Origin of the sequence: Cylindrospermum stagnale PCC 7417 (assembly GCF_000317535.1) — a bacterium.
Taxonomy (GTDB): Bacteria; Cyanobacteriota; Cyanobacteriia; order Cyanobacteriales; family Nostocaceae; genus Cylindrospermum; species Cylindrospermum stagnale.
Map to the genome: position 1 here is coordinate 918,583 of NC_019757.1, position 12,602 is coordinate 931,184.

12 protein-coding genes and 2 pseudogenes are annotated in these 12,602 nt (G+C 40.6%); 4 read left to right on the forward strand and 10 right to left on the reverse strand.

Annotated features, from left to right (window positions below; translation table 11 throughout):
• Positions 1-102: 102 nt before the first annotated feature.
• Positions 103-2,373 (reverse strand): RelA/SpoT family protein, encoded by a 2,271-nt coding sequence (locus tag CYLST_RS03790; RefSeq protein ID WP_015206381.1) that lies wholly within the window; start codon positions 2,371-2,373, stop codon positions 103-105.
• Positions 2,374-2,661: 288 nt separating this feature from the next.
• Between CYLST_RS03790 and patD the strand changes: the two genes are divergently transcribed.
• The gene (patD, locus tag CYLST_RS03795) at positions 2,662-3,015 is read left to right on the forward strand and encodes a heterocyst frequency control protein PatD (RefSeq protein WP_015206382.1); all 354 of its coding nucleotides are present in this window, start codon (positions 2,662-2,664) and stop codon (positions 3,013-3,015) included.
• Positions 3,016-3,454: 439 nt separating this feature from the next.
• Here patD and CYLST_RS03800 read toward each other — a convergent pair whose 3' ends face one another.
• A complete protein-coding gene (locus CYLST_RS03800; RefSeq protein WP_015206383.1) occupies positions 3,455-3,760 on the reverse strand; it encodes a hypothetical protein in 306 nt (101 codons plus the stop codon).
• Between the two features lie 618 nt (positions 3,761-4,378).
• Between CYLST_RS03800 and CYLST_RS03805 the strand changes: the two genes are divergently transcribed.
• From CYLST_RS03805 to CYLST_RS03815, 3 genes are all read left to right on the forward strand, one after another.
• Positions 4,379-6,049 carry a dipeptide ABC transporter ATP-binding protein gene (locus CYLST_RS03805; protein WP_015206385.1) on the forward strand — a complete coding sequence of 557 codons (1,671 nt, stop codon included), beginning with the start codon at positions 4,379-4,381 and terminating at the stop codon, positions 6,047-6,049.
• 212 nt (positions 6,050-6,261) lie between these two features.
• Positions 6,262-6,981, forward strand: coding sequence for a class I SAM-dependent methyltransferase (locus CYLST_RS03810; protein ID WP_015206386.1), 720 nt, complete (start codon positions 6,262-6,264; stop codon positions 6,979-6,981).
• 124 nt (positions 6,982-7,105) lie between these two features.
• Positions 7,106-7,609: a GNAT family N-acetyltransferase gene (locus CYLST_RS03815; protein WP_085960745.1), complete on the forward strand. Its 504-nt coding sequence runs from the start codon at positions 7,106-7,108 to the stop codon at positions 7,607-7,609.
• Here the strand turns inward: CYLST_RS03815 and CYLST_RS03820 are convergent.
• The 8 genes and pseudogenes from CYLST_RS03820 to CYLST_RS34145 form a co-directional block, all read right to left on the reverse strand.
• Positions 7,606-8,202 carry a Uma2 family endonuclease gene (locus CYLST_RS03820; protein WP_015206388.1) on the reverse strand — a complete coding sequence of 199 codons (597 nt, stop codon included), beginning with the start codon at positions 8,200-8,202 and terminating at the stop codon, positions 7,606-7,608. The two genes, CYLST_RS03815 and CYLST_RS03820, sit on opposite strands and share 4 nt — an antisense overlap.
• Before the next feature lie 11 nt (positions 8,203-8,213).
• On the reverse strand, positions 8,214-8,555 hold the full coding sequence (locus tag CYLST_RS03825; RefSeq protein ID WP_015206389.1) for a XisI protein: 342 nt from the start codon (positions 8,553-8,555) through the stop codon (positions 8,214-8,216).
• A complete protein-coding gene (locus tag CYLST_RS03830) occupies positions 8,543-8,959 on the reverse strand; it encodes a XisH family protein (protein WP_015206390.1) in 417 nt (138 codons plus the stop codon). Before CYLST_RS03830 ends, CYLST_RS03825 begins: the two co-directional genes overlap by 13 nt.
• 450 nt (positions 8,960-9,409) lie before the next feature.
• A pseudogene (locus tag CYLST_RS03835) lies at positions 9,410-9,610 on the reverse strand (type II toxin-antitoxin system HicB family antitoxin); the annotation flags it as partial.
• Between the two features lies 1 nt (position 9,611).
• Positions 9,612-10,028, reverse strand: a complete 417-nt coding sequence (locus tag CYLST_RS03840) for a hypothetical protein (RefSeq protein WP_015206392.1) — start codon at positions 10,026-10,028, stop codon at positions 9,612-9,614.
• A gap of 12 nt (positions 10,029-10,040) precedes the next feature.
• Positions 10,041-10,418 carry a papain fold toxin domain-containing protein gene (locus CYLST_RS03845; protein ID WP_015206393.1) on the reverse strand — a complete coding sequence of 126 codons (378 nt, stop codon included), beginning with the start codon at positions 10,416-10,418 and terminating at the stop codon, positions 10,041-10,043.
• 473 nt (positions 10,419-10,891) lie between these two features.
• Complete coding sequence (locus tag CYLST_RS03850; RefSeq protein ID WP_015206394.1) at positions 10,892-12,436, reverse strand: hypothetical protein; 1,545 nt, start codon at positions 12,434-12,436, stop codon at positions 10,892-10,894.
• Positions 12,437-12,453: 17 nt separating this feature from the next.
• A pseudogene (locus CYLST_RS34145) lies at positions 12,454-12,576 on the reverse strand (Uma2 family endonuclease); the annotation flags it as partial.
• Positions 12,577-12,602 lie beyond the last annotated feature (26 nt).

Genomic DNA, 12,602 nt, shown 5'->3' on the forward strand with positions numbered 1-12,602 from the left:
AAAGTAGATAATGTCATTGTCCAAAGCTTAATAAAGTCATCACAATTGGTGCGCTACATTTGCTTAACGCACCCCAGCCACAAAAATAGGAAACTGCCCTAACTATTCCTCAAGCTGACCAACGCGGCGAATATTTAGAATATCGCTCATTTTCTTGATTTGGGTAAACACCTGTTCTAATTGCGGGCGATCGCGAATATCAATTCCTAAGTCCATTAGCGCTGGTTGACCAACGGCAGTTTTTACCTGAGCATGGCGGACATTGATTCCTTGATCGCTCAACCGGGACAAAATATCTTTTAACACCCCCACACGGTCAAGCGCTTCAATTTGAATATTTATGGGGTAAGTGTGAGGACGACAGCTACTTTCGGTGACAGAATTCCACCTGACTGGAACTAAACGCTCATACTCCACACTTTCGACATTTTGACAACCTTGGCGATGGATAGAAATTCCCCGCCCCCGCGTGACTACACCAATAATCGGTTCCCCAGGAATTGGCGTACAACAGCCAGCGATATGATAAACTAAGCCCTCTACACCAACAATTGGCGAGTCATTATTACGGCAGGTAGTTGTAGGTGAATCCCGCAAGGCTTTTGTCGAGGTTGACTCTTTCGGGAGAAATGGCAGGACATCGGGGACTGGTTGTTGACCCTTCGCTACTTCGCGCCATCGATTTAGGACTAAGTTGAGGGTGATTTCCCCATAACCTAAACCCGCCAGCAAATCTTCTACACTGTGATAGTTACACTTTTCAGCGACAGTGTGCATTGCGTCCGACTTTAACAAGCTATCAAAACCGGTTTTACCAAGTTCTTTTTCTAATAATTCCCGCCCCCTGGCCACATTTTCTTCTCGGCGCGATCGCTTATACCATTGTTTAATGCGATATTTTGCCGCCGAAGTCCGCACAAAGTTCAACCAATCCAAACTAGGATGGCCGTTCTTGAGGGTGATAATATCGACAATATCGCCATTTTGCAGCCGCGTTGACAAAGGTACCATCCGCCCATTTACCCGCGCCCCTGCACAGTGGTTCCCGACTTCGGTATGAATGCGATAAGCAAAATCTATACTCGTTGAACCGGGGCTTAAGGGGACAACATCCCCCTTAGGGGTGAAGACATAAACGTCATCTTCAAATAAATTGTCTTTGACACTATCTAAGTATTCTTGAGCATCTTTTAAATCGCTTTGCCAGTCCAGCAGTTGCCGCAGCCAAGTAAACTTCTCATCTGTCCCCGTCACCTGGCTATTGTTAGACCCGCCTGATTCTTTATACTTCCAATGTGCAGCAATCCCATACTCGGCAACATGATGCATTTCTTGTGTTCTAATTTGCACCTCCAAAGGACGGCCAGTCAGTCCCATTACCCCAGTATGCAACGATTGGTAACGGTTAGGTTTTGGCAATCCAATATAGTCTTTAAATCTACCAGGGATAGGGCGAAAAGCATCATGAACCACTGCCAAAGCACGATAGCATTCTTCATTAGTCTGAACAATAATTCGCAGCGCCGCCAAATCATAAATTTCGTGAAATTCTTTTTGCTGGCGATGCATTTTTTGGTAAATGCCATAAAGGTGTTTAGTACGACCACTAACATCCACACAGCGAACTCCCGCTTGCTGCAACCGCTGTCGCAAAATGTCTGTAACTTTTGTTAATTTCTCTTCCCGCGCGGCTCTTTTTTCAGAAACATAAGTTTGAATTTGGCGAAAAGCTTCTGGTTCCAGATACTTAAAAGCCAAATCTTCCAACTCCCACTTAAATTGCCAAATCCCTAAACGATTGGCTAAAGGAGCAAATATATCTCGTGTTTCTTGAGCAATCCGGCGGCGTTTTTCATCGGGCATAAATTGTAAGGTTCGCATATTATGCAAACGATCTGCCAATTTCACCACGATTACCCGAATATCTTGGGCCATTGCCAAAAACATTCGCCGGAAGTTTTCTGCTTGACTTTCGGTTTTGCTTTTGAAATTGATTTTAGAAAGCTTGGTGACACCTTCTACCAATTGACGTACTTCTGGGCCAAAGCGCTCTTCTATTTGGTCAATTGTAACTTCTGTATCTTCAACTACATCGTGGAGAAACCCAGCTGCTATCATAGCAGGACTGCCTCCCAAGTCGCGCAGCAAGCCAGCGACAGCTACAGGATGACCAATGTATGGTTCTCCCGATTTCCGGTATTGACCTTGATGCAGTTGATAAGCAAATTGGAACGCCCGACAAATCAAAGCGCTATCGCTATGCCTTCGGTCTTCGTCTATTTCGCTGCTTTTTTTTGATGACTCCTTCAAACATTTTTTTAGCCATTCCGGAAGGGTCACATCAACAGAGGAATTGATCAGTAAGCTGCTCATATGATCGAATAAGTGATCTTGTGGGTAGGTGAAACGAAATTGACAGCACCGCGTAAAGAAGATGCTGTCGCCTAGAGACGGGTATAAATAACAGTGTGTAGATGATTCCCTAATTGCCAATAGAAATCATCCATCGTGGGTATCAAAGATCATAATGCAGAAAATACATATGATAGTAAACATTGCCTCAAATTATGATTTGAGGCTTATAGTTTTCATGTAGAGGTGAAGAAAGTTTATTTTAGAAGAAAATTTTCTTGCCATTAATACTATCTCAACTAGCACTGGATGTCTCTAAATAGTCAGGAATATCAGGTATTAGCCACATTGCTGGAGCAGTTACAGGCTGATGCCAATACAAATCAACTTGATGCTCCCGATTTACGGCAGCGTCTCACCTCCTTGCAGGAATTTTTTAGGCAGCGGATTGTGCCTTTGACTGATACAGACTCGCGGGTGCAGTCTTATCGGACGGAGATTAGCAAGCAACTGCGCCTGTTGGAAGTAGATGTGATGTTTTTTCAAGGGGCGCGACAGGCATCGACGGCACAAGCAAGACTTCAGACAATTAGCGATCGCCTGACAACTCTCATCCAATACTGTGCTGCTATCCTGCAACAAGAAGAGAACGGGGAAAAATAGCAATTGCTCTCCTTTTTCTCTGGTTCCTCCATCATCTCATTTGTGACTGACGGTGGAAAGTTATTTTAACAACAAGTTTCAATTCCTTTCAATCCACCCCCAGGTAGAAATTTTTAGTCCCTCACTGAATCTGAGTACCAATTACAGTCAGGGCTTCCAGGACAATCTGGCTATGGAGCAATCCGGTTCAGTTAGAGCCAAAAACCTTAACCTGAGTAGGTTGGGGAGCCACAAAAAGTGCGGGGGTTCCCCCGTTTCCTCTAAGTGGCGTTTGAGGAACGTATCCCTAACGGGAGCCGTAGGCATAACCCAACATTTTTCGCGGTTTGTTGGGTTTTCACACGGTTTGCCCAACCTACGATTCTACGGTTCTCCTTAACTGAACCTTCTTGGGATGTGAAGCACTATTACACTAGAGAACCAAAAATTATCAAGTCTTCTATGAAATAAATTCCAAGTGCGCCTTTACAAGCATCTGGGCTTGTCTGAGTACGCTCCCGAATAAATAAGTAGGAATCTGCCAAGCTGCAACGGTGACTTCTTTGGGGATATCCTGGATGCTAATGGCGATTAATTCATGCTCTGACGACTCGCCCTCAACTGCTCCAGACCAAGTGAAAGCTAATAAGAAATCATCGTATCCTGGTAGACAGGCAATTAAGCATTCGTTTTGTGCTGGTTGGCAAATAATTCCGTGTTCATTGGCAATTTCTGTGAGTTTTTGGAAGCTTTTTAAATGCGTCATTGGTTCTTTTTATGTAATTTAATGAGTAGTTTTACGAAGTTTCCCAGACCTTGATTTAAACTACTGGCACTGTGTCTAAGACACGAACCACAACCACAGCAAAGCCGCCTATCTCCGTGGCATCGCAGAGAAAAGAACCGTTTACTGGCGTTTTGAAAACAGAGTGTTCGCAGTTTATAGTTCGTGTTTGTGATCAGGCTGGTATTGGCTCCCAGACTACAGCTGCTACCCAGTAAGTAACCGCTACTGCCTGGAATTTTCCGGTTAACCACAAAAACGCGAGTCAATTATGACACAAAAAATGTTTTTGGAATATGTTTTAAATGGATCTCAAACTTCCAATTATGTAGAGTTTTGTAAACTGGCTTCAATGCACATCTATACAGCTAGGCGTTGTAGAGTAGGTGTCACAAGAGCTTTAGACTCTCGTGACGCCCATCTCAATATGTCATCAGCTGAAACTCGATATCAATTTGTCACGAATTCGAGAAATACTGTACTGAGAATGAGTCGAAAAATTCTCCTGAACCCCTAGAACAGCTACTTTTGCTAATCTGATACACTAGCTGAAATTTGAAATTATATAAGCTGGTAGCGAGCGGGCTGATAATTAAAACTATGAGTGAAGCTTTATTTAGTATTGAAAATCTGCGCGTTGCCTATCCCCAGGGTAGTGGGGAAGAATTAGTCTGGGCTGTTGATGATGTATCCTTCACCCTGCAACCCGGTGAAAGAATGGGATTGGTGGGAGAGTCGGGTTGTGGTAAATCAACTATAGGCAGGGCTGTAATGCGCCTGCTACCAGCCTCTAGTCGCATTGAAGGAGGGGTGAGGTTTCAGGGACAATCGGTGCTTGGTTTAACACCAGCGCAGCTGCGAAAATTTCGGGGGGAAGCGATCGCACTAATTTTTCAAGATCCGATGACACGCCTTGATCCGTTGATGACTATTGGTAAGCATTGTGTAGAAACTCTACAAGCGCATTCACCGGAATTATCCACGCGGGAAGCCAAAGAAAAAGCGATCGCCACTTTGGCAAAGGTGAAAATTCCGGCAACTCGCTGGAACCAGTACCCTCATGAGTTTAGCGGTGGAATGCGTCAACGAGTAGCGATCGCTTTAGCATTACTTCTCAACCCCAAATTAATTGTCGCTGATGAACCCACCACCAGCTTAGATGTCACCGTCTCTGCACAAATTTTACAAGAATTAACGCGACTGTGTGCAGAAGAAAACATGGGACTGCTGCTGATTTCCCACGATTTGGCAATGGTGGCAGAATATTGCGATCGCCTTGGGGTGATGTACAAAGGCAAAATGGTGGAAATGGGGACGACAAAATCTGTATTTGGGCATCCTCAACACGAATATACGCGATCGCTCTTAAAAGCAGCATTGCACATTCAAGCAGTTAACGATGATGGGGAATTGGTAATTGCTGATGGAAAAGAAAAGCAATTACCAATTCCTCATTCTCAAACCCCAATCTTACGAATCACCGAACTCAAGCAACACTACACCATAGAACCCAACTTTATTGAACGCTTGTTTAAAGCCGAAAATCAAACAATTAAAGCCGTAGATGGGATAAACTTAGAATTATATCCAGGAGAAATACTCGGATTAGTCGGGGAATCTGGCTGCGGAAAGAGTACCCTGTCACGGACAATCTTGCAGCTAATTCGTCCCACATCTGGCAAAGTCGAGTTTTTAGGACAGGATTTAACGAGTTTGTCGCGCCAAGAAATTCGCTCATCTCGGCGACAAATTCAAATGGTATTTCAAGACCCCCATGCTTGCCTCAATCCAGCGATGACAGTGGGACAAAGTATCGCCGACCCTTTATTTATCCATAATCTTGCCGATGCAACCACAGCCAAAGAGCAAGTTTTATCGATGTTAGAAAAAGTGGGATTAACGCCGCCAGAGGTCTATTATCAGCGTTATCCTGCCGATTTATCAGGTGGACAGCAACAACGAGTGGCGATCGCCCGTGCATTGATTACCCATCCCAAACTACTGATTTGTGACGAACCCGTGAGTATGTTAGACGCCAGTGTGCAGACACAAGTACTGGACTTGATGTTGCAACTAAAAGCAGAATTTGAGTTAACCTACCTGTTTATCACCCATGATTTGTGGTTAGCGCGATTTTTGTGCGATCGCATCGCCGTAATGAATGGCGGACAAATTGTTGAACTTGGTCAGACAAAGCAAATTTTTAGCAATCCCCAACACCCCTACACCAAAACTCTACTAGCTGCTGCACCTTTATTAGCACGGGCTTAATATCAATTCTGAAATGGCTCTCAGATCCCCGACTTCTTAGAGAAGTCGGGGATCTTTTTGTTCACGAATGATTTAGAATTGCTATAATTACTTGCAATAAACTTATTTATATTGCTAATTGCTTTATTTATCTGACTAATTAGCAATTACAAATTAGCAATTACCAGCCCTAACAAATATTATAAATATTCAACCGAAGCAGTAAATATCTAATGTCTAAAAATTCGACTCCAACTTCTTTCACAACTAATAGCCATCCTTCAGACAAATGGCAAGACAGAATAGCACAAGTAGCATATCGCTTCAATCGACAATATCAAAATGAAACCTTTGAACTACCACCAGAAGTGCAAGCAATGCCAATTTTTCAGGAATGGACTACTGGCGTATTAACTAGCAGAATTTTCTCTCCTTTCTGGGAAATTGCTCATCCTAAGAAGAACCAGCACTGCTTAGACATTGGCTGCGGTGTCAGCTTTTTAATCTATCCTTGGCGAGATTGGCAAGCATTTTTTTACGGGCAAGAAATCAGTAATATGGCACGAGATACACTCAATGCTCGTGGTTCACAGTTAAACTCAAAACTATTCAAAGGTGTTGAGTTAGGAGCATCTCATCACTTAAACTACGCATCAGGTCAGTTTGACCTAGTAATTGCCACGGGATTTAGTTGCTATTTTCCACTTGAATATTGGAGTGCTGTATTGCAAGAAGTCAAACGGGTTTTGAAACCAACTGGACAGTTTGTATTTGACATCCTTAATCAAGAACAGCCTTTAGCCGAGGACTGGGCAGTACTGGAAACTTATTTAGGTGCTGAGGTGTTTCTAGAACCTGCGACTGAGTGGGAAAAAACGATTAAAGCTGCGGGTGCTAGGGTAGTTACGCAGCAATTAGGAGAAATATTTGAGTTGTATAAAGTGCGGTTTTGAGACAAAGTTATAGCAGCCAGGGGCTTGCAAAAATTAGAGAAACCTTCAACAGCCATATAATTGCCACTATTAACGCTGTATTATTTTTGAATATTTTCTCAAAAATTTTGCCCAGATGGGAGCAATGATTATCCGCCATGCCACTGAGACTGACTTACCTGCAATCGTGGCAATTTATAACGCGGCGATTCCTAGTCGCATGGCCACCGCTGATTTAGAGCCAGTTTCCCTAGAAAGTCGCCTGACTTGGTTTAAAGCGCGATCGCCTTTACAACGTCCACTGTGGATAATTGAAATAGAAGGGGGAATTGCTGGGTGGCTGAGTTTTCAATCCTTTTATGGGCGGCCAGCCTATCATACAACTGCCGAAATTAGTATTTACATTGCTCCTAATTTTCAACGGCGTGGTTTAGGACGACAACTTTTAGGGCTAGCAATTCACGAAAGTCCTAACTTGGGTTTAAAGACTTTAGTCAGCTTCATTTTTGCCCACAATCAACCCAGCTTAAAACTGTTTGAAGCATTTGGGTTTCAAACTTGGGGACATTTGCCCAAAATTGCCGACTTAGACGGAATTGAACGGGACTTAATAATTATGGGACTACGAGTTAGTGAATCTGTTGATTAATTCTCTATTTTAGAATCTCTGTTAATTGATTCTAAACTCATCACAAATCCGGGTAGAACATTTTCACCTGATAAACTAGCAGGAGATTCCAGCACATCAACCTCTTGTCCAGGGCGATAAATTTCTACTTGCTGAGTTTCCAAATCAATTAACCAACCCAATCTAGCACCATTGTCTAGATACTCGCGCATTTTATTTTGTAATCTGTGCAAACAATCAGTTTGAGAACGCAATTCAGCTACAAAATCAGGACACACAGGCGGAAATTTTTCTTTTTCTTCCTGAGTCAAAGTATCCCATTTTTCACGCTTTAACCAGGACAAATCAGGAGAACGTATTGCACCATTTGGTAAAATGAACCCAACTGAAGAACCAAATGCTATACCTAGCGACTCATCACGATTCCACATTCCCAGTTGAGCAGATAAATTAGCATTTAGGTTGCTGGTTAAACCTCCCACTAGAGGCATTAATAGCAAACTTCCATCTCCATTCCGCTCAAATCTAATTAATTCGTTTATCTGACATAGGTCAAAAAATTGATCTTCAGTTAATTGAATAACTGGCGCGAAGTTGAGAGTTATAGCATCCATTTAATCATTGATTAAGCTATTGCAAACTCTGTAAATTTTCTCACATCTGGAGGTTGAAAAGCTAAGACAATATCATTGTTAGTTACACCCAATCTGATTAATTCAGTCGCTATTCCCTCTTCTGTCCAGTCTTCTTCTATGTAGATTTTTTGATTTTTAATCCGAATATGTACATGGGTATATTTAAGCCTTTTGCTACCTTGCCAATCTACGGTCAACCAGAGATAATGATCATGGGTTTCATCAAACACTAAACAAGTTTCTGAATGCTCATCAGGTGATTGACGAGATAAAGTATCATATTCAGTAAGTACTTGTTTAATTAACTCCCGATATTTCGTTAGTTTATCCATAAAGTAATTTCCTCCTTTTCATTGTTAAAAATAATAAATTCAATTTGATGACGCTTAACTACTGCTTGAATAGATTTCCTTTGAAAGAAAGTATCAAATATTGCATCTCTAATTGCTAAATAAACTTCATAGTTCTTATTAGATAATTGTAAAATGTCACGGTATAAAATATATTGTCCCAAAGCGTTCTCAAAATCTCTCATGGGTGAGGGACTGATAAAACTCTTGATTTCAACAACTATTTTCCGTCCTTGTTGTTCTACTAATAAGGCTTTTTCTACAAATAAATCAGCATAAAGTTCTGCATCTTCATACTGTAAAAAATAGGGGTCAGCTATAATTGTCCAACCATCTTTAATTAAGGCATTCTTAACAGCATCATGATAAATGTCTTTTGCTGGCATTTGTTCCTGGCAATATTGACTAGGTATTCAGTCTAGTTAATATCATTATACTAATTGACCAAGCGATCACATTTCCTCCACATCCCCAAAACACCGATACCTACGGTAAGCTCCGCGATGGGCTACGCCCCACCGTAGGCGATCGCACTCACACACTCCCCCACACCACCAAAATCATACTCCGCAGCGTTCCCAAGAGCGAACTGACAAGTAAGCGCTTGCGCGATGGGCTACGCCCCACCGTAGGTGATCGCATCTCTCGCACACTGCTAAACAGCCGCTTCTTTATAAGACGCTACGCGAATGATTAGTGAGGAAAATAGCACTTGCTCGTTATAATGGTGTTTGTGGTTAATACGAGAGAAATTATCTTGTGAAATCTACATTTAACTGGAATCCAGAACAGACTTTAGTTGAAAAACTGATAAATCTGGCTAGTAAACGTGGTCTTAAACGCTGTATAGGTTCTGGAATTTTCCTACCTAATTCTTGAGCAGTTTCTATCCACTCTTGCATAATAACTTCTACATTTTGCAGTGCTTCCTGATAAGTTTCACCATCAGCAGCGCAACCAGGTAATTCTGGAACTTTGGCTATAAATGCTTGGTCTTCTTCACTCCAATTCAGTATTATTTGGTAGAGAATTTTCATTTTAGAAAACCACTTTTTCCTGTGTTAATTGAGTTTTTGATTCAGTAATATTCTCTTGATTAATCTCACTTATTAAAGCACTTTGATCGTTGCGGAATTTATCAAATAGTTCAAAAAAATTATTCAGTGCATCTCTTTCATCAGCAGAGTAGAAAAGAATAATACTATCCCACCCGTGCGAAGAAGTGATTTTAAATCTTGTCTGTATCCACTCTTGAAATTGATTAAATTCAAGCTCTTGTTGAGTTGCTGGTAAACCTAAATCTTCCCTTGAACCCATATACCCATCTAAAAAAGCTCTCAACCGGGTAATTGAACAATTCCCTAAAAACATTCCTGGTCTTTGTTTAATTCTTTCCAGCATTTCATAGAGATATTCATCAGGAACTATGGTAATACTATGATGATTGTTTTCCATAACCTTTATTCTTTAAAAAGTTTCCTCGGTGACTTGAAACTGCTGCCCGTGATATAATTTATTATAGAACAGTAAATTAGCCAACCATTGCTCTCTGGTGATTCCATCAGGATGATGATTATCAAAAATCATTTCTAATTCATCTATTATAATCGCAATAGCTTGATGGCGACCATTAACAGATATCGCATCCCCGGAAACACTTTCATCATAAATATAACTATTGCGTCCTATTGCTGAACCTGTATAAAGTTTTATCCGTTTTCCCTGTACTCCTTGTGATATTAAGTAATCTTGGATATTTTGAGCGCATTCAACACATTCAAGATTTTTATAATTTCTAACAATTTCTTTAAGTTGGTAGATTTGCTCAACACTAATTGAACGCAAATTTTCTCCTATAAATTCAAATTACCGTGATTATATTATCACTAGGGCGATATCTACGGTAAGCTCCGCTAACGCACTTCCTACACTCCAAAACAGCGAATGTGGTTCATTTACCTGAAAATTGCTGTAATACATCTCCTAATGGGACTTAGGCAAAAGGCAAAAGGCGAAAAACACCCATAAAATAGCCTCAAACCTATATCGCAAGCGACTTTGACATCATTTTGATTAGTTTGTTGGTATACCTGGGTTTCAGGCGTTTTTGAGACCTTGGTGTATTTCCCTTACCCCAGAAGGGTTTGAGGCTTATTTCTTCCTCAAAAATGTTTAAGTCCTGCTAACTGACGGCATATTCTGTAAACTGCCTCATAAAAGGAGACTGGAACCCTAACACTATATTCGGTAAGCTATGCTCTCGCGCTCCCTACATTCTCAAACAGCGTTTCTTGTTGGGTTTTGTCCCTCAACTCAATCTACTCTACTACATCCGAAGGTTCAATTTTTTCTAGAGGCTCAATTTTGTCTAGTAACCATTCATACCAATTACTATATTTCTGCTCTAACGAAAGATTTAATGCTGTTTTAATTGCATCGATTGCATCCTGCTCATCTTGACTTTTGTTATTATCTTCATCAATTTTAGATAAGTGCCATAGAGCCTTTGATTTTTGATAAAAAGACTCTGCTTTGTAAGAGATATCATGATGCCTTGTAGCTTCATCAAGAAGTTTAATGGCTTCTCTCAACTTACTTTGTCTTTCTTCTCTTGTTAAATTACTTTTATCATCATTTGCTACTCGCCATAATGCAGCACCATGTCTCGATTTAGCTACATCTGTATATTTTGATTGATATTGATTAGCTATGGTTTCATAAAGTTTTACAGCATTCTCAAAATCATAAGCTTTAAACGCATTTTCAGCCTGAGTACGTATTTGTTCTCCTAATTCTGGTTCTGATTCTAACCCTGATATTGGAGGCTTATCTGTAATTGGTGAAGGTAGCCAAGGTTGAATACTATCAACAGATACATTGTATTTTTGTACAGGCTCAAACTCAGCAGCAAAACGATGGTATTCTCCATCTAAAGCATCTAACTCATAAGTTAAATTGGGTAAACGAAAGAGAAGTGAAACTTTTAATTCATCATCAAAGTGGATAAAAGGTGATGCTTTCCATTGAAGAGGTTGTGACGAGGAATTATTTTGTTGCCATTTCCAGAACACATCGCGAAGAATTGATCCATCTTTTGAAGATGCGCCAAAGTCACTTCCTTCAACATAAGCACAATGATTAACTATTTTTCCACAGAGAGGAATATGCCACTTTTTTGCAATGGCTTGAATAGTCTTAGAATCTTCAATTGTTTTATTATCTAAACAAGAATCATCTTCAGTCAGCAATAGTAATAACTCTTGAAGTAAATTTTTATTAAGCTGAGGAATAATTCTACCTGAAATGGGAACGTGCGCCAGCTTATTTCGTAACTCATTAATCGCTTGAAATCGTTTTATACGAGAAAGACCCCGTTCTTTATGATTGAGAGGAATTGGTGCTATGCGCGACCAGTTATCTAAGAATGCTAATTGTGAATCTTGTTGTTTTTTGGGAATTGTTTCCAGATATTCTTTAAGTTTACTTAAAAAAGGATCTTGTTCTTCTATATTTAACTTAACTTTAGTTGTAACATTTAGTAAGTTTATCCATTCGTTGACACTACCACTTTTTAAGCATCCTCTTAAATCATTTTTAGAAGGATCACTAGGATCATCACTTGTAATCCCTGTAATTAGTCTTTGAATTTGCGGTTTCCATGAATCCTCATCTTCAATTGTCCCAGGTTTTTCAGTCCAGTAGTAAAAAAGTCTTGTTGCAGCAGCACTTGCTAGTGTTACAATTATTGACTCATGGATGTGAATGAGTCGCCAGATGTGTTCATAGTAAGCATTAGGTTCTACAATTGTCCGCCGCCGATAAGCTTCAAAAGCATTTGCAATTGGTGTCCATAAACGAGCCATTCCTAAATCCTCTACGTGATAATTAATTCTCCGCTTGCACTGCGTTCAAATTTCAAGTCGCGGTTTGCTTGACATATCTGAAAAAATTGCTCATCTGTCATTTCCAGTGCTGGTTTCAGGTTGACGGTTAAAGCATTCATGGGGATATTCCAGAGTGAAAAAATAA

What these genes read in the sequence shown, in the direction of transcription:
- CYLST_RS03790 (WP_015206381.1), bottom strand. Translation starts at nt 2,373, where the DNA reads ATGAGCAGCTTACTGATCAATTCCTCTGTTGATGTGACCCTTCCGGAA.
- patD (WP_015206382.1), top strand. Translation starts at nt 2,662, where the DNA reads ATGTCTCTAAATAGTCAGGAATATCAGGTATTAGCCACATTGCTGGAG.
- CYLST_RS03800 (WP_015206383.1), bottom strand. Translation starts at nt 3,760, where the DNA reads ATGACGCATTTAAAAAGCTTCCAAAAACTCACAGAAATTGCCAATGAA.
- CYLST_RS03805 (WP_015206385.1), top strand. Translation starts at nt 4,379, where the DNA reads ATGAGTGAAGCTTTATTTAGTATTGAAAATCTGCGCGTTGCCTATCCC.
- CYLST_RS03810 (WP_015206386.1), top strand. Translation starts at nt 6,262, where the DNA reads ATGTCTAAAAATTCGACTCCAACTTCTTTCACAACTAATAGCCATCCT.
- CYLST_RS03815 (WP_085960745.1), top strand. Translation starts at nt 7,106, where the DNA reads ATGATTATCCGCCATGCCACTGAGACTGACTTACCTGCAATCGTGGCA.
- CYLST_RS03820 (WP_015206388.1), bottom strand. Translation starts at nt 8,202, where the DNA reads ATGGATGCTATAACTCTCAACTTCGCGCCAGTTATTCAATTAACTGAA.
- CYLST_RS03825 (WP_015206389.1), bottom strand. Translation starts at nt 8,555, where the DNA reads ATGGATAAACTAACGAAATATCGGGAGTTAATTAAACAAGTACTTACT.
- CYLST_RS03830 (WP_015206390.1), bottom strand. Translation starts at nt 8,959, where the DNA reads ATGCCAGCAAAAGACATTTATCATGATGCTGTTAAGAATGCCTTAATT.
- CYLST_RS03840 (WP_015206392.1), bottom strand. Translation starts at nt 10,028, where the DNA reads ATGGAAAACAATCATCATAGTATTACCATAGTTCCTGATGAATATCTC.
- CYLST_RS03850 (WP_015206394.1), bottom strand. Translation starts at nt 12,436, where the DNA reads ATGGCTCGTTTATGGACACCAATTGCAAATGCTTTTGAAGCTTATCGG.